Source organism: Salirhabdus euzebyi (assembly GCF_014207435.1).
Classification (GTDB): Bacteria; Bacillota; Bacilli; order Bacillales; family Alkalibacillaceae; genus Salirhabdus; species Salirhabdus euzebyi.
This window is the reverse complement of the sequence record NZ_JACHGH010000006.1, coordinates 78,349-98,752: the sequence shown is the minus strand read 5'-3', so window position 1 is coordinate 98,752 and position 20,404 is coordinate 78,349. Positions and strand designations below refer to the sequence as shown.

The window sequence follows — 20,404 nt, the reverse complement described above, 5'->3', positions numbered from 1 at the left end:
AAATTTTAAGGTGGAGTAGTGGAATGGTTGGTTCAAGTGTTTAAAAAGTTGTGTAAAGAATCAAATCTGGGAGAGATAATAGGATTTCCATTGTCAATTTCAGGCGGTCTTCTGCATAAGATGTATGCTATTGAAACAGACAAAGGAAAATATGCGATTAAAATATTAAATCCTCAAATTATGAAAAGACCAGATGCCATGAATAATTATGTTAATTCAGAGAGAATTGCTAATTTGGTATCAATGAAAGTACCTACTGCTCCAGCAAAAATATTACTCAATGGTGACTTCTTACTAAAGATAGACAACCATTTTTTTATGATTTTCGACTGGATAGAGGGAAAAACTCTTAAACCAAATAGAGTTAATTCGAGTCATAGTGAAAAAATAGGTTCTTTACTCGCTGAAATACATAGGACAGATTTTTCTGAACTTAAAATAAAAGAAGAATTGGGAGATAATGAACAAACCATAGACTGGAAAAGTTACATTCAAAAGGGACAAAAGAGTAACGCTGAATGGGTTGAACTGATGCTTGAAACTGTTGATCAACTTTATGAGTGGACTTCATTAGCAAACAATGCAAATAGAATGCTTTGTACAAACTTAGTTATTAGTCATAGGGACTTAGACCCGAAAAATGTTTTATGGAATAATGATAATCCCGTTTTTATTGACTGGGAATCTGCTGGTTATATTAATCCAATGCACGATTTAATAGAAACTGCACTATACTGGTCTGAAGAAGAGATAGGAAAAATAGATAAAGAAAAATTTTTTGCTTTTATAAACGGTTATAAAAAGAGATATGGAGAAGTTCAGATAGATTGGTCTACCGTCTTAGAAAATGGATTTTTAGGTAAGTTAGGTTGGCTTGAATATAATTTAAGACGTTCCTTGTGGATTGAGTGTTCAGATGAAGAAGAACAGATGATGGGTACGACTCAATCAATTGAAGCAATAAAAGAAATTAGAGACTATGCAGAGAAAATTCCAACATTAGTTGAATGGCTTAATGATGAGGTTTAATCATTTGTTATTCAACTAAAGGGTGCTAGAGTTAAACAAGAGGAACGCCAAATTTAAGGTGGTGTTCCTCTTTTTTTTGGAAAATAAAGGGAATAGACTGAATTTTATGATAAAATTATATTATAAAAAATAGTTCTTCAATTAACGAGCAGAAGAGTTGAAAAAGGGAAATTAGGTTAGGTGGTGGGGATGTGGAATCGAAACGTAATGTCGTATTATGTGCGTTACTACTTGCTTTATTATTGACTGGTTGTGGTAATAGAATTGATGTAGAACAAGCTAACAAAATTGCTGAAAATTATGTCCAAGAAAACGAGTCTGATGGTGATGAGTGGTATATCAGTCAATCAGAAAGTAATGCTGGGAATTGGGTTATTCATATGAAACTTTTGGGGAACGACTGTGAGATTAAAGTTGTTTATATTAACAAAAAATCTGGTTCTATATCTGATGTTCTTGGTGGTAACGAATGTTAAGCTAACGATGGGAAATATTCAATAAGGAGTTGTTAGTGTGGCAACTCCTTGTTGTGTTAAAGAACAGTATGGTTCAACAAGAAGTTTTTAAAAAAGGGGGTAATATAATGCTTAGGTTTTTATCATTGGTTATTTTAGCTTTATCTACTCAAATTATTGGAATTATTATGTGGGGAGAATACGTCTGGTTATATAAGTTTGCAAATGGTGGTGTAGGAGGAACTCCGTTAAAACATATTCAACCTATTTTATGGGGGATTATTGTTATTGAGGTTATTACATTTGCCTTATTAACGGTATATCTAAAAAAGAAAGAAGACTAATTCACTTATTCCATTAACGGGTACTAGAGTGTAACAAGCGATAATCTAATGATGGTCTTTTATTTTTCTAAAGCGCAATTGGGATATTATGTTAAAATTTTGTGCATAAGGATCTTGTGCTTACGAGCAGAAGAGTTTAATAACAAACTTTCATTCTTTAGAGGGAGTCTATAATAAATGAAAAAGATTTTTATTCTTTCATTATCCTTAATCACAATAATAATTAGCCTCATAATCCTTAACAATTATCTTAATCCAAATGTTGAAGGTTCAATAAAAGATAGATATAAATGGATGAAAAATGTTCAAGTATTGCAAACAGATTGGTATGGGAGTGAAGGTTTAACATTTTTTGTTGCAAAGAGTCTTAATAACAATGAGATAGACTTTTGCAAAGGATATGTTAGCAAAAACATTTTTCAGACAAAGACAACAAGGAGAGGTTGTGTACCCTTAAGTAAAAGCATAGTAAATGAGGGAGTGGTTGGAACATCAACTTTTAATGGAAAGCTAAGCAGGAGTATGCAAGAAGATTGAGAAAATAGAAGGAGGGTTGTTATGGGGGGGTTAGCATTTATTTAGTTTTTGTTTGTATATATTGGTTTGCCTACTGCAGTAGTTTTGGTATTACTATGGATTTACGAAATCAAATCAAATAGTGAAACTCAAGTTAGACAGAATAAAGAGATAATTCAATTATTAGATGATCTTAATAAATAGATGAAATTTTGATTTCAACTAAAGAAGATAACCATTATAAATGAGGTTTTTATTTTTGCAAAATTATATTTGGAATAATATGTTAAAATTAACTTATTAAGTTAAGACGAGGAAGTGTTTATTCGTATTTTTGTTGGGTCAGAAAGGTTTCTCTTAATGGTCGCCAATAAGGGGGATTAAAAATTGAAAAAAAGTATTGTATTGTTCTTTTTCAGTCTGATGTTAGGTAACTTGTCGGCATGTGGTAATGAGAGTAATCCAATTATTGAAAGTTCAGCTATTGAACTTCAAGATGTCGAAAACTCCGACACTGAAGTATTGCGTTTTTCTGTTTATATTAGTGATATCAATATGGAAACAGATCAACATTTTTCTGTTAGATTTTTAGTTCAAAATCCTTACATCAAGAACTTAATTAAAACAAATGAAATTGATGTTACCGATAGACTATTTACCTCAACAAAAATAGATAGAGAAAATGGGAAATCAAAATCATTTTCTGTTTGGAAAACGCAGGAAATAAGACAAGAATTTTCAGTTCATGAAATAAAAGAAAATATAGAAGAAAGAGAATCTGTCATAGTTGAACTTTATAGTGGTGAAGAAATAATTGCTCGAGACATAATTAGTTCTTTTGAAGATGTGAGGAAGTGAATATATAAAAATAATACCAAAAAATATTAAATTCTAATTGTCCTTCGGGAAGATAGTGGAACAAGACCATTTTCTAATTGTGTTAACGTGTGCATTAGTTTAAAAAGGAAACAAATAAAAATAATAGTTATATTCCAATTGAACTGAATTAATATTATTCACAAACAAAAAACAAAAAGCGCTGCAAAATACAGCGCAACTTAATAAACATTTTTACTTTCATTTTGGTACGCAAAATAGAGTTTTACGATAGGTAACGGAATCCTTACTAGTATTTGCTAGCCTTATTGCTTAAGATAAAGGTTCGAATTGAAAAGCCATTTGTTCATCAGCAACAGTAAAGCGGTCCCTACCATTTGTTTTTGAATGATAGAGTGCATCATCCGCAATTTTATACAACTCTTGTATTTTGTGGCCCTTTTGGTAGACGAAAGCAATCCCGATACTTATCGTACATTGTATGGTTTCTTTGTTTACATTTTCAAAGGAATAAGAACGTGTCTCATTAAGCATTCTCTGAGCAAATTCAATTGCCTCTCTTCTGCTTTCAACCTTTTTAGCAAGTGCGAATTCCTCTCCACCTATTCTTCCTGCTATTCCTCCATCTTCCACGAATCTTTTAAGCAATTCAGCAAATGTTGCCAAAACTTTATCACCTGTTAAATGTCCATACTGATCATTTACTTTTTTGAAATCATCAATATCTATTAAATAAAATGCTAAAAAATCTTGCTCTTTCTTTTGGGCGATTTTTATTTGAAGCTTGTCCATAAAGTATTGACGGTTAAAGAGGGATGTCAACATATCCGTGGTTGCACGTTTAAAAAGGTCATCTTCATACAGTCTTTGTGCTGTAATATCCTTCAGCATCCACAGTACACCGATGAAAGAATTTTTTTCATCTTTAATATGAAGTTGTTCTAATTCAACATGCTCCCCTTCTTCTAATTTATATTCTGTTTTTCTATTATACCCTTTTAGTATTTCATCACCTTTAGGTATGTAATGGTTAATGTTTTCTCCAATCCTCATGTTTATTGCTTTAGGATAAATTTTAGATAATAGTAGTTTACCTTTTTCATTTAATTGCACAATGGTGCCTCTATTATCCAACACTAGTATCCCGTCACGCATGTGCTGATAAATTAAATGATTAGCAAATGGCCATAAATCAAAAATCTTATAACGGAATAAGCTTAAAAACACAAAAATACCAGCAGGCAGGATGGTGACAACAAAAGGATAAGCAAGAAAATCTGCAAGGAAAAGTTTTGCAACCCCAAGTATAATAGGAAAGCCGGATCCTAAAATGAGCATTAGATGTTGCATTTTATTCGTTGCAGGTGTTTTTCTATAATTAATTGTTAACACAAAGAATGCATATAGGAGCAATAAAAATGCACAAATAATAAATACTTGACTAAAAATAGTAGATTCTACTGTGATTTGTTCCCAGCTATAAAAGGAATCTAACGATATATTTGACCGAATAAGATGATGGTAGGAATCTGTAAAAATTAACGTAATATAAGCAATCGATATAATGCCCATATACTTTATTAAATGGAAAGACTTCGATTGATTGGAATGTATGAATTCACGAACGAGCCCATAATAAAATACAGGCATAAGAAAAAAGGGAATTTGTTGAACATTTCGCCAAAACAACTTCACTTCAAATGATTGGAAGTAAAGCTCAAAATAATTAGCTAGCGCCAACAAAGAGGTAAGCCACATTAAGGCTATAAAATACCTTGCACCTTGTACCTTTCTATATTTAAAAGCGAATGCGCCAAAAGCTGCTGATAAAATAAATGCTACCCATAGTAAAACTAAAAATCCAGCGGATCCCATTCTATAAACCCCACTCTAATAACCATTTTTATATTTATTTCCTAGGCCTTTAGTAGAAATACAAGGAAGTTTTATAGAAAAATTGCCGAAGAATAGTCTTGAAGGAGGACCTGTAGGAAATAGTAGTAGTACCATTACTTCTAATACATTTCTATTGTTTAGGAAGACAAAAGCTATCTTTCGTATATTATAGCAAACTTTTTAACTATTACGAATATAATTTCAAATAGATTCCCATACTCATTAAAGTTATATATTCGTCATTATATTAGAAGTAGTTTTTGCCTATATAAATCAACATTATTTAAAGGAACAACTCCACTGCTCACTTTAGATAAAGCTACAATATTTATAGAAAAAAGCCAAAAGATAAGTATAAGTAGTTGAAAATATATTACTTTACCTTTACTTTTTTGTTAAGCGTTTTTTAAAATAAAGTCTATGGAGGCTTTAGTAATGAAAATATTAGTAATAGAAGACAACGAAAGTGTAAGTACGATGCTAGAGATGTTTTTTCAAAAAGAGGGTATAGAAGGTACGTACATTCCGGATGGCGCTGAGGGTTATAAGCGATTTAAGGAAGAAGAGTGGGATTTGCTAATCATTGACTGGATGCTACCGAGCATGGACGGGGTCACTCTATGTCGTAAAATTCGTGAGGAAAATAATAGAGTACCAATCATTATGCTTACAGCTAAAGATAGCGAATCTGATCAAGTCATTGGGTTGGAAATGGGGGCAGATGATTATGTTACTAAGCCATTTAGCCCACTTGCTTTAATGGCTAGAATTAAAGCAGTAACACGTCGTTACAACCTTACTCAACCTAAAAAAAGTGACCATCATTCTTACATTGAAACGAAGCATTTTAAAATAAGTAAGTCGACGAGAGAAGTCTTTTTTAACGAAAAGCCAGTTACCACTCTAACGCCTAAAGAATTCGATTTACTCTATTATTTCGTTCAACATCCAAAACAAGTCTTTTCAAGAGAGCATTTACTAGAACGGGTTTGGGGATTCGATTTTTATGGGGATGAACGCACAGTAGATGTTCACATCAAAAGACTGCGTAATAAAATCGGTAATGAAACACAACCCTTTTTCCATACCGTGTGGGGAGTAGGCTATAAGTTCGATGAGTCGGTGGAATCGAATGAGAATTAAATATATTTTTCAGCTAATTGGAAGCCAAATCAGTGTGCTTATCTTTGCTTTTCTTATTTTAAGCCTACTTTTTTCTCACTACGTAGAGGAATTGGTCTACCAAAACAAAGTGGATGAACTCATTTCGTACGGAGAGAAAATATTAAATGACCTTGATTCACATCCACTTGAACGCGAGCAAATTCCCATGACACAATACAGTGAGATATTACGTACAAGGGATATATTTATTACGTTATTTGATGAACAAGGCAAAGTTATCTATCCTCAAATTACCGATTTTCCGATTACAAAATTATCCGAGCAGGAATGGACAACCATAACGGAAGGAAGAGCAATCACATTAAAGCGTGATCTGGAAAGATTTGACCAAGCAGTATCTTTAGTTGCAGCTCCTTATATTCAAAACGGTCAGTTTTTAGGTGGGATATTACTAACAGCACCAATTAGTGGTTCTAGGGAAATGATTACGGAGCTAAATGAGTATTTGCTCTTTACTGTTGCAATAGCACTTTCCATTGCCATTATTCTTAGCTGGCTAATGTCTAAATTGCACGTGAATCGTATAAAACGTATTCAGGATGCAACATCAGCAATCGCCAATGGAAATTACAAAGTTCATGTGCCTTCCTCTAATTTTGATGAAATCGGTGAACTTGCAAACGATTTTAATCAAATGGCCAAACAACTAAACCTTTCCATGGAGGAAATTAAACGTTTGGAAAAAAGAAGAAGGCAGTTTATTGCAGATGTTTCCCATGAACTTCGGACCCCATTAACAACGATAAATGGCCTGATTGAAGGATTACGAAATGACATGATTTCAGAGCAAGACAAAGAAAAAGGAATGGACTTAATCAGCAAAGAAACAAATCGTTTAATTAGATTAGTGAACGAGAATTTAGATTATGAAAAAATACGCTCCAACCAAATAAAGTTAACAAAAGTCGAGTTAAAACTAAAAGAAGTATTTGAAATCATAAAAGAACATTTAGACCTTCATGCACAAGAGAAAGACAATACTATTCTTATGGATGTAGAAGATAACTTAACCGTGTATGCTGATTACGATCGGATTATCCAAATATTAATTAATATTGTAAAAAACAGCATTCAGTTTACGGAGAATGGTACGATTTGGATGAGGGGACGTGCTTCATCTACGGAAACGATAATAGAACTTGAGGATAATGGAATTGGCATTGACCCAAAGGATATCGAATCCATATGGTTACGTTTCTATAAAGCTGATTTATCAAGAAAAAATAATCCGTACGGTGAATCAGGATTAGGATTATCCATAGTAAAACAGCTTGTACACCTTCACAATGGGGATATTAAAATTAATAGTACTAAAAACAAAGGGACAAAATTCACTATTCATCTTCCTAAAAAGAATATGTAAGAACAAAAGCGCAAGCGCCTTGCTCAGCCTAAGGCAGGCATAAGACAAGACCTGCCGTAGCGGTTTTTGCCATAAAAGGGATTGACTTATGTACCGAGGGGATAGGTGCTGGAGCTAGACTTGGCTCCCCCGTGCAACTAACTTATCCACAAGTCTAAAATTTTATCATTTCTTAAGCAGCAATAAAGCGAGTAAAAATTACTCGCTTTTATTTTTCTACACTAGAAAAGTAGCCACGTTTCATGGATAAATATCACTCCCCATACTATCCCTTAGAATTTTCTTCATTTTTTCTTATCCTATTCAAAGTTTGTTCATAATTTGGTCATATTTACTGGATATGATACGAGTAAGCAAAAATTCTTTACTTTTTGCTGATTGTACAAAAAGGAGGATTTATGATGGATGACAATCAAATTCATGAACAACAAACAACAGAAAAACCTCATCAAAAAAGCAAAAAGAATAAAAACTGGTTTTCCAATATATTAGCAGGTATGGTAGGGGCTGCTCTTACCCTAACCTTTGCTCTAGCCGTAAATGATTTTTCTCCTACCTTTAATCAAGAGGATCATACAACCCAAATTCAATCATCTCTTGTATCAACGGAAACAAGTAATTTAGCTGATGTTCAAGAAACTTCTTCTGTATCGACTCCGATTACAAAGACAGTTGAAGAAGCCTCCCAAGCGATAGTTGGTGTTGTGAACATTCAGGAAACCAACCCTTTTTTCTCCCGTAATGGTAACTCACAGTCTAAAGAAAGCGGGACAGGTTCAGGAGTGGTTTTCAAAAAAACTGGAAATACCGCATACATTGTAACGAACAATCACGTCATCGAGAATGCGAACGAGGTTGAAATATCTTTTCATAACGGAGAAAAAGTCGAAGCACAAATTGTTGGAACAGATCCTTTAACAGATTTAGCTGTACTAAAGGTTCGTGCCGATCATGTTACAACTGTAATGGAGTTTGGTGATTCTTCCAAACTGCGCCCAGGTGAACAGGTTTTAGCAATTGGAAATCCATTAGGCCTAGACTTCTCACGTACTGTTACACAAGGCATTATTAGTGGAACCGAGCGAACCATTAATGTTTCCACGTCAGCTGGGGCTTGGGATCTTGATGTTATCCAAACTGACGCTGCCATTAATCCCGGTAACAGCGGTGGTGCTTTGATTAATACACAAGGACAAGTGATTGGAATTAACAGCTTGAAAATTTCCCAAAACGGGGTAGAAGGATTAGGTTTTGCTATTCCGAGTAATGATGTGGTTCCTATCATTAATGAATTAATTGAAGATGGTGAAGTGAAACGCCCTTATATAGGGGTAAGTTTAATCGATGTACATGACATCCCATCTTACTACCGAAACAACATTGATGAAAGCTTAGAAACTGGAACAATGGTTGCAAAAATTGATACTTCCTCTCCGGCTGTAAATAGCGGACTAGAGGTTGAAGATGTAATCATAGCTATTGATGAAACAGAAGTTAAAGATGCTAGTGATTTACGAAAATATTTATATACAAAAGTTGATGTTGGTGATGAAGTAACATTGAAAATTAATCGTAATGGAGAAATATTAGAAATCAACATTAAATTAACAGATTAATGGGAGGAAATAATGGAAAAACAATTTATTAAAATAACCCTATTCCTAGTAATTGTACTATTATTAGGCGCTTGTAACAGCACAAATGACTCAGAAGGAAGTTCAGAAGAAATTGTCTTCCCTACTTTTGATAAAGAGAAAATTGAAAGTATTGATAAGGTGGCAGAGTTTGAAGGTGGGGTCGTTACTGGAAAAGAATTTGCTAACCATTTAGCTATTGAAGGCTTCTTTAATCCCGACGCAGCACTAGAAGATGATACCTACCAAAGTGAAGCCTTACAGTACTTGGTAATGGAGAAAAAACTCAGCAATGAAGTGGAAGATCGTACTTGGGCAGAAGAACAAGCTGCTTTAGTTTGGAAACAAATTGAGCAAACATACGATAACAAAACGAGAAATAATGCCTATGAGGCGCTTGGTATTACAGAAGAGGAAATCAAAAATTATATCGTCAACTTTTATGTTGTTCAAGATTATTTTCAGGAAGATATTACCGAAGGAGAAATTAGTGATTACTACGAAGAAATTAAAAATGACTTAACAACTGCTTCTTTCCGTCATATTCTTGTCTCTACACAAGAAGTAGATGAGGAAGGAAACACTGTAGAAAAACGTACAGATGAAGAGGCACTGGCTATTATAGAAGAAATACAAACGAAACTAGAAGAAGGTCAAGATTTTGAAACTTTAGCGAATGATTACAACGAAGATCCTGGTAGTGCTGAAACAAATGGCCTATATGAAGAAGTAGCCGTATCCACTTTAGACGAGAACTTTATGCAGGCAGTTCTTCAACAAGAAAAGGATAAAATAGGTGAACCTGTAAAGACAAACTATGGTTATCATTTAGTGCAAGTGCATGATCTTCAGACGAAGAGTTTATCCGATGTCCAAGATGCAATTAAACAACAGCTTGCAAACGACTATGCAAATGAATACTTGGCTGAAACTGTGCCTAACCTAATTACAAAAGTTGATGAATCGATCTCCCTTTAACATAGAGGCTGTTGGTATTGTACCAACAGCCAATTTCTATTTAGAGTACAAAACCTTGAATCACGCGTCCCTTTTCATCCACTTTTTCCACATAATCCCCTTCTGTCAAATCCCCAATTACTTTTCGCCAGAACTGTTGAGCCCTCTTGTTTGTTGCAATTTGCGTAACCTCCCATGGTCCTTGAAACTTACGGAAAATGCTTCTTGCTGCATGTGAGCCTATCCCTTTTCGGTTAAATTTTTTCAAGATGAAAAATTCAGCAATTGAATGGCTAGCATTACTTTCCGATTCCGTAGTGACAAGTGCAAAACCTGCTATTTCTTCCTCTACCTTTATAATATAGGGATGATAGTTTTCCTTCTCCCAATATGCTGTCAAATCATATGGTTGGTACTTCCCATCCTCTTCTACACGTATTTCATCACGATATGCTGTAAATTCATAGACATAAAATTGAAATAAATTTTGTATTACTCCTTCTTGTGTTTGTTTTGCCTTTTCTATTATGATGTTCAAAAAATCCCCTCACCTACCATTTTATTTATCTTTTAAAGTATAATAGAATTGCAATTTATTATCACTTAGAAATGAGGAATTTTCTTGAGACAAATAATTGCCATGGGTGGTGGCGGGTTTTCCATGGAGCCCGATAACCTGCTTTTAGATAAATATATTTTAGATCAATCCAGAAGCAAGAAACCAACCATTTGTTTTTTGCCTACAGCAAGCGGTGATTCAGATAGTTATATTCAACGATTTTATACTTCTTTTGAAAAACTTCCATGTACACCAACTCATCTATCATTGTTTAAACTACCAACTAGAGATTTAGAAGGTTTTCTTTTAAAACAGGATATTATTTATGTCGGGGGTGGGAACACGAAAAATTTACTTGCTCTATGGAAAGAGTGGAACTTACACACGATTTTAAAGAAAGCCCTTCAGCAAGGGGTAATTCTAGCAGGTCTTAGCGCCGGTTCTATCTGCTGGTTTGAAGAGGGACTAACAGACTCCTATGGAGATTTGGATCGACTTGCGTGTCTGGGCTTCTTGAAAGGTAGTAATTGCCCTCACTTTGATGGAGAAATCAATCGTAAACCTACATATGAAAAAATGATACAAAACAGAGAACTTAAAAGTGGTTACGGTGTTAGTGATGGAGCAGCTATACATTTCATTGATGAAAAGTATTTTCAAACGGTAAGTTCTAGGCCCAATGCAAAAGCTTACTTTTATTCCATTCACGAGGATCAGTTAATAAAAAATTTGCTAGATACAAAGTATTTGGGCTAATCAGGAGGACTATAGTTTGAATAGGAGATATGTAATTATTACGGCTATTTCAATATTTGTTTTACTACTTGCTATACCTATCTACTCTACCTTTTTTAAAACGAATGACCCAATAGTAGAAGAGATGAGAGCTATGGGAGTAGATACAACTTATTATTTTGACCTAGATGTTGATCCTGAATCAAAAATTGTGACAGGAACTGCTTCTATCTATGCTTTAAACGATACTGAAAAAGACTTAGAATCCATTTACTTTCATTTATATCCAAACGCATTTGAAGAGGTGGAAAAAAACGATGAAAATTGGGAGACAATTTTAGGTGATTTTCCATTACCAGGATTTATTGAAATGAAGGAAATAAAGATTGATGGAGAAACCTCTAACTATGTTGTAAAAAATACGATACTTGAAGTTCCTTTGGAGTGGAAAACAAATGAACTTACTAAAGTAGAGCTAGCTTTTACATTAAACGTTCCATTAAATAATAATGCTATTTCCTATGATCAATATGCTATGTGGCTTGGTAATAGTTTACCCATTAAATCTGTTTATGATGAAAGTGGTTGGAACACAGACCCCTATTATCCAATAGGAGATCCATTTTATAACGAAATGGCCAATTACCACGTGAAGGTGAAGGTACCTAAAGAATATCAAGTAACGAATACAGGGTTAGATGTCTCTCCAAAAATAGAAGAAGACAGTAATATATATGATATAACCGCAAATAAAGTTAGGTCCTTTTCATTTGCTATTTTGGGAAATGAGTATGATAAGGTAGAGTCCCAAATAGGCAATAAAACAATACGGACCTGGTACCGGAAATCCATAGATTCCATGGAAGCTGTCAACAGATTCCATGAAGTAAGTGAAAAATCCATTGCCTTTTTCAGTGAGAAATATGGTGAATACCCGTATGAAGACTATGATGTCATTGCAACAAGAGGTTTCTTTGGGGGAATGGAATTACCTGGAGTTTCTTTAATTCAAGGAACATATTTTACCGACAACACCGATTATGGCGTTAATTCTGTTGCACACGAAGCAGCTCACCAATGGTGGTTCCATGTTGTTGGAAGTAATCAAATAGAGGAACCTTGGCTCGACGAAAGCTTAACTGTTTACAGCACCATTCGTTTTTTAAAAGAGTATTACCCGGAAGTTGCAAAGGATACAGTAAGTAGAAACCTACATCGCGTTACAGCTATCGATGAATTAAAGACAGAAGAACAGTTGGTTAAAAGTGCTGTTACATCCTTTAAAACCTGGGATACTTATTTTTCTGTCATTTATTCCATCGGCCCACTAATGTTTGACCGATTAGAAAACGAAATTGGGGAAGAAAAGATGGATAGCATCTTAAGCAATTACTTCGAAAAATACAAATATAAGATTGCAACTGGTGAAGATTTAATTCAAACGTTTGTTGAGGAATTAGGCGAAGAAGCTGAAACATTCTTTCATTCGTGGTTACAAAATGAAATAACTAACTTACATTAAAAAATGAGGAGAATATAAAATGACAAATATTAATAACTTATTAAATGAATTCGAACAACTTACACGTTGGCTAGAGAGCCTAAAAAAAATGGATGCGGAGAAATTTTTCTCCCCTTTAGCCGAAGGTAAGTGGTCGGTTGCAGCACTTGTTTCACACTTTAAGTCTTGGGATGAATATGTTTTATATAATAGGGTCCCTTTATTTAATGGCGAAGTAGCACAAGGAGAAAATGGGCCAGATCAAGAAGAAGTTAATGAAAATGCGAAACAATATGCACATAGTGGCATTAGCCAGGAGAATCTCATTAATGAGGTTATCCATACAAGAAAGCAATTCATTCAAACATTAAGTGAATTACCAGAAGAAGCTTGGAGTAAAAATCATCAGCTTAATGAGAATAAAACAATCACATTAGAGGACTATATTAGTGGTCTTATTAGTCATGATGAACATCATCAAAAACAAGTAGCTTTATAGAAAGGGGAATAGGGATGAACAAGATTGATCAAGCTATTCAGTTTAGTGCTCAGGCACATGATCAACAATATCGCAAAGGATCATCCACTCCATATATAAGCCACCCTTATGCTGTAGGATTAATACTTATGCAGCACGGATGTGCAGAAGAGGCTATTATTGCCGGAATTTTACATGACACTGTGGAAGACACAACAGTCACATTGACAGAAATTGAAAATAAGTTTGGCATACACGTAGCTCGTATAGTAGAAGGTTGTTCTGAACCTAATAAAGAGCTCTCTTGGGAAGAAAGAAAGCAACATACGATTGAGTACGTAAAAACAGCTCCTTTAGAAATACGCCAAGTTACTTGTGCTGATAAGCTTCATAATTTAAGATCAACGAGAGAGAATTATGAGTTAATTGGTGAAGAGTTATGGAACCGGTTTAAAAGAGGGAAAGAGAAACAAGCTTGGTACTATCAAAGTATCGTAGAAAGCTTAAAGCATGGTGAACACTTTGCCTTAATTGATGAATTAGAAAAAGAAGTGAAAAGTTTCTTTATAAAATAAATGCTGTTTGCTAAATCAATGTTGCTTTATTCGCTTAAACTGCGAAGTACTATAGGTTTGCATTTTGATGAGTGCTATACGACCGCTTCGGCAGAATACTTCGCTTTCTACGGGTTCCCAGTGAGCCTCCTCGACTTCGTCTCCGGGGTCTCACTTAGTCACTGGTCCCGTAGGAGTCTACGTATTCTGCCTCCGCTAGTAGTATTTTCTGATTCAAGATTGGCGATAATCATGAAGTCCATTCATTTTATGAGAATTCCAAACCTATCACTTTGGCTATATTTCAACTCTGTTCCAACCATCAGTTCTTTGAATTATAACACGTACAAAGCACATGATCAGCGAAGGAAATACACGTAGACTCCTGCGGGACAGCGAAGACGTTGAGACCCCACAGCGAGCGATTTTTGCGAGGCTCAGCGCGAGCCCGTGGAAAGCGTAGTGTATTTCCGTAGCGGCCGTGATTCATACATATTAAGTTACGTCGCATTTTCCATCAACTGTGATACAAATGACAACAGCCTTTAAAAAAAAAAGCAAAAATAAAAGACGGGTATTTAACCCGTCTTTACTTCACTCTTCACTTTTAATTTATTTAACATATCTACTGTCATAGAAGCTAAATCAAACTCTGCTTTAAATCCCCATTCCTCTTTTGCTGCTTGTGCATCAATAGAGTTAGGCCAACTCTCCGCTATCGCTTGACGTACTGGATCTACATCGTATGAAAGAGCAAAATCTGGTATGTGCTTTCTTATTTCTTGAGCAATTGCTTCCGGATCAACACTCATAGCGGTTACGTTAAACGCATTTCGGTGTTTCAACTTAGTGGAATCTGCTTCCATCAGTTGAATAATAGCCTGTAATGCATCTGGCATATACATCATATCCATAAAAGTATTTTTATCAATATAGGAAGTATATGCGCTATTTTTGATTGCTTCATAATATATTTCTACTGCATAATCTGTTGTTCCTCCACCAGGTGGTGTTACATAGGAAATTAAACCTGGGAAACGAACACCTCTCGTATCTACACCAAACTTTTGGTAGTAATAGTCACATAAAAGTTCTCCAGAAACTTTATTGACACCATACATCGTTGAAGGACGTTGAATCGTATCTTGTGGAGTGCTGTCCTTTGGTGTGTTCGGTCCAAATGCTCCAATGGAACTAGGTGTGAAAAATTGCGTATTCAATTCTTTTGCCACTTCTAAAGCATTTACTAAACCACCCATATTAATATTCCATGCTAATAATGGATTTTTTTCTGCAGTTGCAGATAACAAGGCTGCCAAATGCATAATAGTATCAACGTTATGTTTTTTTGCAATGTCACCAATCTTTTTCGCTTCGGTGACATCTAGAATTTCAAACGGACCTGATTGAACAACTTCACAATCGGTTTCCCTAATGTCTGTAGCAATAACATTTGTACTTCCGTATATTTCTCGCATTTTCATAACGAGCTCAGAGCCGATTTGCCCTAATGCACCTGTAACCAATATTTTTTTCATTTTCCTTCTCCCCCCAACTTCTCTAGGATGTATTAAGTCTATATAAGTCCTAGTTCTTTCCCTACTTTTTCATATATTTTAATCGCATCATCCAGCATTTCTTTCGTATGAGCAGCTGTTGGCATGTTACGTACTCGACCAGTCCCTTTTGGTACAGTCGGGAATACGATTGATTTTGCATAAACCCCTTCTTCGTATAGGCGTTTACTGAATTGCTGTGTTAATTTTTCATCACCAATAATACATGGGGTAATAGGCGTTTCACTTTTCCCTATGTCATATCCAAGAGACTTTAATCCTTGTTTTAAATAATCGCTATTTTCCCACATTCTATTTTGTAAGTCTGTGCTCTCCGTTAGAATGTCAATTGCTTTGGCACTAGCTGCAGCATCAGCCGGTGAAACTGCTGTCGAGAATAAGAATGGACGAGAACGAACCTTTAACCAGTCAATTAAATTTTGTTTTCCTGCTACATAACCACCAATAACACCAATTGCCTTTGATAAAGTTCCCATTTGCATATCTACTTTGTCTTGAAGTCCGAAATGTTTAACTGTTCCTGCGCCTTTTCCTAATACACCTGAGCCATGAGCATCATCTACATATGTGATTAAATCGAATTCCTCAGCAATTTTCACGATTTCTGGGAGCCTTGCTACATCACCATCCATCGAAAAGACACCGTCTGTTATAACCATCACTTTATTATATTGACCGGATTCAACAGCTTCTTTTGCTTTTGCTCTTAAATCCTCCATATCAGAATGGTTAAAGCGAATAATCTTTGCACGAGATAATCGGCAACCATCTATAATCGATGCATGGTTTAACTCGTCGGACAAAATGGCATCATTTTTGTCCATTACTGCTGAAATGGCAGCCATATTACAATTAAAACCTGACTGATAAGAAATAGCTGCTTCGGTACCTTTAAACTTTGCAATTTTATCTTCTAATTGTAAATGAAGATCCAATGTACCGTTAATGGTTCTTACTGCACCCGCACCCACTCCATGTGATTGAACTGCATCAATAGCAACTTCCTTCAAACGATCATCTGTTGCTAGTCCTAAATAGTTATTAGAGGATAAGTTAATTAACTTTTTATCATTAATTGTAATAATTGGCCCATTCGCCCCTTGAACCGGATCAATGTCGTTATACAAACCTAATCCCCTTAATTCCTCTAAGTTTTCATTTAAAAATCCATTTAATTTTGAACTTGTCATCAAACAAACCTCCTTGTAATATGTAAGCGCTTAATAAACAGTTGTCTTTCCTATATACACAACACAATCATTTAAACATTAATTTATACATACATTTTAACACAACGTGTTTTTTTGTGTATACAGAAAAGACATCAATGGGTCTTTTATGAATTTGCTTTCCATTATTTTTCCCCAATATAAGTTCACTATAGATAAACTTTTCCATTATATTTAGCTATTCCGTTTTATAAACCTATTCATTCCTTTCCAATGAAGAATACGTTAATTATTAGAGTTTACTTCTTTACTACTAAGGAGGAGGGAAATGAATGGATAAAAACTTTCTTAAAAATATAGAAAATGTTACTGGCGTTAAAGCAGATAACATTTTACAAGTAGCGAAGTCCTTCCAACAAGCAGACTTCAAAGATGAAAAAACAGTACGTAATTTGATTCACCAAATATCAAAAATGGCAAATAAACCTGTGACTAAAAAAATGGAAGATCAATTAACGAAAGCTATTTTAAGCAAAAACATCCCTAACCTTAACGAACTAAAGAAAAAACTCTAACAACTAGAAGAGAGTCTTCCACTGTTAGTGGCTCTCTTCTTTTTTACTCATTACAGTCATTCTCTCATTACGATAAGCTTTACTAGTTTGTGGATGTTATGCTATATTTAATATAACTATTTTAAAGGAGGTGACGGTTGAGATGATCAACGCATGTGCGCACGTAATTCATACAAATAGCTTGTATTTGAACCGTGCTCAAACTCATGGTTTTGTTACTAACGGGATACGTATGCCCTTTTTTAGTAACTGAATGATGACATGTGTTGGATCTCAAACCTAACTTCTTTGGTATATTTTTATTAGATCTACACCATTTGCGTGTGGATTTTTTTGTACGAAAGTATAAAAAAGTATTAATATTTGGACTAAAGTGTCTAGGGATAGAGGGTCTATCTCTGGACTTTTTTTGTAAAAAAATATTAGGTGTCACGGTTTTTCCAGCACATTGTTAAGTATGAGAGATGAACAATACTGGAGGAAATATAGATGTTATTAACGTTAAAAGATGTGAAGAAGATTTTTGGAAGTGACCTATTGTTTGAAAACTTAAATTTTGAAATAAAGGAAAAGGACCGAATTGGTTTGGTAGGTAGGAATGGTAGCGGGAAAACGACCATTTTTAAATTAATAACAGAGCTTGAAGTACCAGATAAAGGGCAGGTGTTTAAAAGAAAAAATGCAACAATCGGTTACTTATCGCAAATTCCCGAGTTTGATGGGCTTGTTGCTGATTTTCTAAAAATGAGCTTTCAAAATTTAATGGAATTAAAAGAAAAGATGACCGTACTAGAACAAAAAATGCTTGATCCTAACAAATTTGAAAAGGCTCTACAACAATATGGAGAAGTCCAAGAACAATTTTCAAGATTAGGTGGCTATGAAATCGACTCTAAGCTTGAAATGGTTACGAACGGGTTAAGAATACCACACCTTTTGAATCAATCTTTTGAACAATTAAGTGGAGGGGAAAAAACAAAAGTTGGTTTAGCAAAGGTTCTATTAGAGGAGCCTACAGTACTTTTACTTGACGAACCGACGAACCATTTAGATTTACCGTCTATTGAGTGGCTTGAAAACTATTTAAAAGATTTTAAAGGGGCTTGTTGCATCATTTCCCATGATCGATACTTTTTAGATGAGGTTGTTACAAAAGTCGCCGATTTAGAATCCGGAGAGATAACCCTTTATCACGGTAACTATTCGGCCTTCGTAAACGAAAAAGAAGAAAGGTTACTTGCTGAATTTAAAGCTTTCCAGGAGCAACAAAAGAAATTGAAAAAAATGAAAGAAGCAATTAAGCGTTTGCGTCAATGGGCAAACCAATCAAATCCTCCGAACGCCGCACTCCATAAGCGAGCGAGAAATATGGAAAGAGCTATCGAACGGATGGAAAAATTAGACCGCCCTATTTTGGACCCGAAAAAAATGAATCTTTCCTTCCATACTGATCAAAGAAGTGGTAAAGACGTTGTTCGCTTAGAGGGTATCGGGAAGACTTATCAGGATGTGACGGTTTTACAAAATTTAGATTTACACATTCGTTACCAGGATCGATTGGCTATCGTTGGCCCTAATGGTAGTGGGAAGTCTACTTTACTCCACATTATAATGGAGGAAGAGAAACCTAGTTCGGGAAATGTTCATTTAGGCGCACAAGTGAAAATAGGTTACTTGTCCCAGCAACCTTTACACGGAGTTGATCCAAATATGAAAATGATTGATTATTTTCGATCGTTTATTACGGTTACCGAGGGGCAAGCGAGGGAAATTTTGTCACGTTTTATGTTCTACGGATACTCTGTGTTTCAAAAGGTGAGCCAACTAAGTGGAGGAGAAAGGATGCGCCTGAAGCTCTCTATTTTTATGCACCAAGACTTGAACTTGTTAATTTTAGATGAACCAACAAACCATTTAGACGTTGATTCACAGGAAGTACTAGAAGATGCCTTAGAACAGTTTACCGGAACTGTCTTATGTGTTTCTCACGATCGATATTTTTTAAATAATTGCTTCCACGAAACAGCATATTTATTAGGTGGTAAACTTCATCGATTTATAGGAAACTATGATGAGACGAAGGAAAAAGCCCAATCTGTCGGCTATTAGAATAGATTATGAAAAACTAACTCATAAAGAGTCTCCTGCCTGACTATGTAAATTAATTTGCTAGTCAGGCTTTTTAATAGTTTGAAAAATATGACATTTATATCTATATTAGATAAGGGGGAGATAAAATGACAAAAAAACACATGTGGACAATCATTAGTTTAACTATTATTAGCTGTCTTCTTATGCTAATAATTGAACAAGGATTACAGACAACCTATTTCACAAAAACGATTGCTAAAATCATTTTGTTTTTAGCAGTTCCTCTTTTCTACATTCGTTTTATTCTGAAAGAGAAGATTCTCGTATTTCTAAACTTAAAAAACATTGATATTACAAGACTAAAAACAGGCTTCTTATTTGGTATTCTTTCTTTTCTTATTATTTTAGTGGCCTACTATGTTCTAAAAGATTTTATTAATGCAGAAACAATTATTTCAGACTTAAAAAACAGACTACATATTACACCAGAAATTTATATTTTTATCGCTTTATATATCACATTCGGAAATTCATTATTAGAGGAGTTTTACTTTAGGGGATTTATCTTTCTTAAGATTTACCAGACCAACCATAAAAAGCTAGCATATGTGTTTTCAGCAGCACTATTTGCCATTTATCATGTAGCCATTTTTATCAATTGGTTTAACATTTGGCTTATTATGTTGGCGCTAATTGGATTATTTACGGTTGGCCTTATTTTTAATTGGCTAAACACGAAATCAAACAACTTTCTTAATTCATGGATTTTACATATACTAGCTGACATTGCTATCGTCGCTATTGGATTTTATTTATATCAAATTACTTAGGCAGCAGGGGTTTCCTTGCTGTCCTTTTCCACCCCAAACGGAAAGCGCTTTCATTTTTTATATAATTAACATATGATGGATAGTAGAGGAATAATTATTACGGTTAAGGGGGAGATAAA

At 34.7% G+C, this 20,404-nt stretch carries 21 protein-coding genes; 17 read left to right on the top strand and 4 right to left on the bottom strand.

Annotated elements, in window-relative coordinates:
• Nucleotides 1-18: 18 nt before the first annotated feature.
• From HNQ94_RS11290 to HNQ94_RS11270, 5 genes are all read left to right on the top strand, one after another.
• The gene (locus HNQ94_RS11290) at nt 19-1,029 is read left to right on the top strand and encodes a phosphotransferase (protein ID WP_174496608.1); all 1,011 of its coding nucleotides are present in this window, start codon (nt 19-21) and stop codon (nt 1,027-1,029) included.
• Between the two features lie 191 nt (nt 1,030-1,220).
• Nucleotides 1,221-1,505, top strand: a complete 285-nt coding sequence (locus tag HNQ94_RS11285) for a hypothetical protein (protein WP_174496609.1) — start codon at nt 1,221-1,223, stop codon at nt 1,503-1,505.
• A 107-nt stretch (nt 1,506-1,612) separates the two neighbouring features.
• Complete coding sequence (locus HNQ94_RS11280) at nt 1,613-1,828, top strand: hypothetical protein (RefSeq protein ID WP_174496610.1); 216 nt, start codon at nt 1,613-1,615, stop codon at nt 1,826-1,828.
• A gap of 177 nt (nt 1,829-2,005) precedes the next feature.
• Nucleotides 2,006-2,365, top strand: coding sequence for a hypothetical protein (locus HNQ94_RS11275; RefSeq protein WP_174496611.1), 360 nt, complete (start codon nt 2,006-2,008; stop codon nt 2,363-2,365).
• Between the two features lie 366 nt (nt 2,366-2,731).
• Nucleotides 2,732-3,202 (top strand): hypothetical protein, encoded by a 471-nt coding sequence (locus HNQ94_RS11270; RefSeq protein WP_174496612.1) that lies wholly within the window; start codon nt 2,732-2,734, stop codon nt 3,200-3,202.
• Nucleotides 3,203-3,493: 291 nt separating this feature from the next.
• Here HNQ94_RS11270 and HNQ94_RS11265 read toward each other — a convergent pair whose 3' ends face one another.
• Nucleotides 3,494-5,056 carry a histidine kinase N-terminal 7TM domain-containing diguanylate cyclase gene (locus tag HNQ94_RS11265; protein ID WP_174496613.1) on the bottom strand — a complete coding sequence of 521 codons (1,563 nt, stop codon included), beginning with the start codon at nt 5,054-5,056 and terminating at the stop codon, nt 3,494-3,496.
• Nucleotides 5,057-5,512: 456 nt separating this feature from the next.
• On the opposite strand from HNQ94_RS11265, the gene HNQ94_RS11260 reads away from it, so the two are divergent.
• The 4 genes from HNQ94_RS11260 (at nt 5,513) to HNQ94_RS11245 (ending at nt 10,237) form a co-directional block, all read left to right on the top strand.
• The gene (locus HNQ94_RS11260; protein ID WP_174496614.1) at nt 5,513-6,220 is read left to right on the top strand and encodes a response regulator transcription factor; all 708 of its coding nucleotides are present in this window, start codon (nt 5,513-5,515) and stop codon (nt 6,218-6,220) included.
• Entirely contained in the window at nt 6,210-7,625 is a 1,416-nt protein-coding gene (locus tag HNQ94_RS11255; protein ID WP_174496615.1) for a sensor histidine kinase, read from the top strand. The genes HNQ94_RS11260 and HNQ94_RS11255 overlap by 11 nt, the downstream gene beginning before the upstream one ends.
• Before the next feature lie 401 nt (nt 7,626-8,026).
• Nucleotides 8,027-9,241 carry a S1C family serine protease gene (locus HNQ94_RS11250; protein ID WP_246200013.1) on the top strand — a complete coding sequence of 405 codons (1,215 nt, stop codon included), beginning with the start codon at nt 8,027-8,029 and terminating at the stop codon, nt 9,239-9,241.
• Nucleotides 9,242-9,253: 12 nt separating this feature from the next.
• The gene (locus tag HNQ94_RS11245; protein WP_174496617.1) at nt 9,254-10,237 is read left to right on the top strand and encodes a peptidylprolyl isomerase; all 984 of its coding nucleotides are present in this window, start codon (nt 9,254-9,256) and stop codon (nt 10,235-10,237) included.
• Between the two features lie 40 nt (nt 10,238-10,277).
• Here HNQ94_RS11245 and HNQ94_RS11240 read toward each other — a convergent pair whose 3' ends face one another.
• Entirely contained in the window at nt 10,278-10,754 is a 477-nt protein-coding gene (locus tag HNQ94_RS11240; protein ID WP_174496618.1) for a GNAT family N-acetyltransferase, read from the bottom strand.
• Nucleotides 10,755-10,838: 84 nt separating this feature from the next.
• Between HNQ94_RS11240 and HNQ94_RS11235 the strand changes: the two genes are divergently transcribed.
• From HNQ94_RS11235 to HNQ94_RS11220, 4 genes are read left to right on the top strand one after another with little or no spacing between them, the layout of a single operon-like run.
• Nucleotides 10,839-11,531 carry a Type 1 glutamine amidotransferase-like domain-containing protein gene (locus tag HNQ94_RS11235; protein ID WP_246200014.1) on the top strand — a complete coding sequence of 231 codons (693 nt, stop codon included), beginning with the start codon at nt 10,839-10,841 and terminating at the stop codon, nt 11,529-11,531.
• Nucleotides 11,532-11,547: 16 nt separating this feature from the next.
• Nucleotides 11,548-13,032, top strand: a complete 1,485-nt coding sequence (locus HNQ94_RS11230) for a M1 family metallopeptidase (RefSeq protein WP_174496619.1) — start codon at nt 11,548-11,550, stop codon at nt 13,030-13,032.
• A 19-nt stretch (nt 13,033-13,051) separates the two neighbouring features.
• Entirely contained in the window at nt 13,052-13,510 is a 459-nt protein-coding gene (locus HNQ94_RS11225; RefSeq protein ID WP_174496620.1) for a DinB family protein, read from the top strand.
• A gap of 14 nt (nt 13,511-13,524) precedes the next feature.
• Complete coding sequence (locus tag HNQ94_RS11220; RefSeq protein ID WP_174496621.1) at nt 13,525-14,064, top strand: HD domain-containing protein; 540 nt, start codon at nt 13,525-13,527, stop codon at nt 14,062-14,064.
• A gap of 557 nt (nt 14,065-14,621) precedes the next feature.
• Here the strand turns inward: HNQ94_RS11220 and HNQ94_RS11215 are convergent.
• Both HNQ94_RS11215 and HNQ94_RS11210 read right to left on the bottom strand, forming a co-directional pair.
• Nucleotides 14,622-15,581 carry an L-threonine 3-dehydrogenase gene (locus tag HNQ94_RS11215; protein WP_174496622.1) on the bottom strand — a complete coding sequence of 320 codons (960 nt, stop codon included), beginning with the start codon at nt 15,579-15,581 and terminating at the stop codon, nt 14,622-14,624.
• Between the two features lie 38 nt (nt 15,582-15,619).
• Nucleotides 15,620-16,810: a glycine C-acetyltransferase gene (locus HNQ94_RS11210; protein WP_174496623.1), complete on the bottom strand. Its 1,191-nt coding sequence runs from the start codon at nt 16,808-16,810 to the stop codon at nt 15,620-15,622.
• Nucleotides 16,811-17,121: 311 nt separating this feature from the next.
• Here HNQ94_RS11210 and HNQ94_RS11205 point away from each other — a divergent pair, with 311 nt between their 5' ends.
• From HNQ94_RS11205 to HNQ94_RS11195, 4 genes are all read left to right on the top strand, one after another.
• The gene (locus HNQ94_RS11205) at nt 17,122-17,364 is read left to right on the top strand and encodes a stage VI sporulation protein F (protein WP_174496624.1); all 243 of its coding nucleotides are present in this window, start codon (nt 17,122-17,124) and stop codon (nt 17,362-17,364) included.
• 142 nt (nt 17,365-17,506) lie between these two features.
• Nucleotides 17,507-17,617 (top strand): RAxF-45 family protein, encoded by a 111-nt coding sequence (locus HNQ94_RS19830; RefSeq protein ID WP_376697745.1) that lies wholly within the window; start codon nt 17,507-17,509, stop codon nt 17,615-17,617.
• A 236-nt stretch (nt 17,618-17,853) separates the two neighbouring features.
• Nucleotides 17,854-19,473 (top strand): ribosomal protection-like ABC-F family protein, encoded by a 1,620-nt coding sequence (abc-f, locus tag HNQ94_RS11200; RefSeq protein ID WP_174496625.1) that lies wholly within the window; start codon nt 17,854-17,856, stop codon nt 19,471-19,473.
• 128 nt (nt 19,474-19,601) lie between these two features.
• The gene (locus tag HNQ94_RS11195) at nt 19,602-20,285 is read left to right on the top strand and encodes a CPBP family intramembrane glutamic endopeptidase (RefSeq protein ID WP_174496626.1); all 684 of its coding nucleotides are present in this window, start codon (nt 19,602-19,604) and stop codon (nt 20,283-20,285) included.
• Nucleotides 20,286-20,404: the final 119 nt, after the last annotated feature.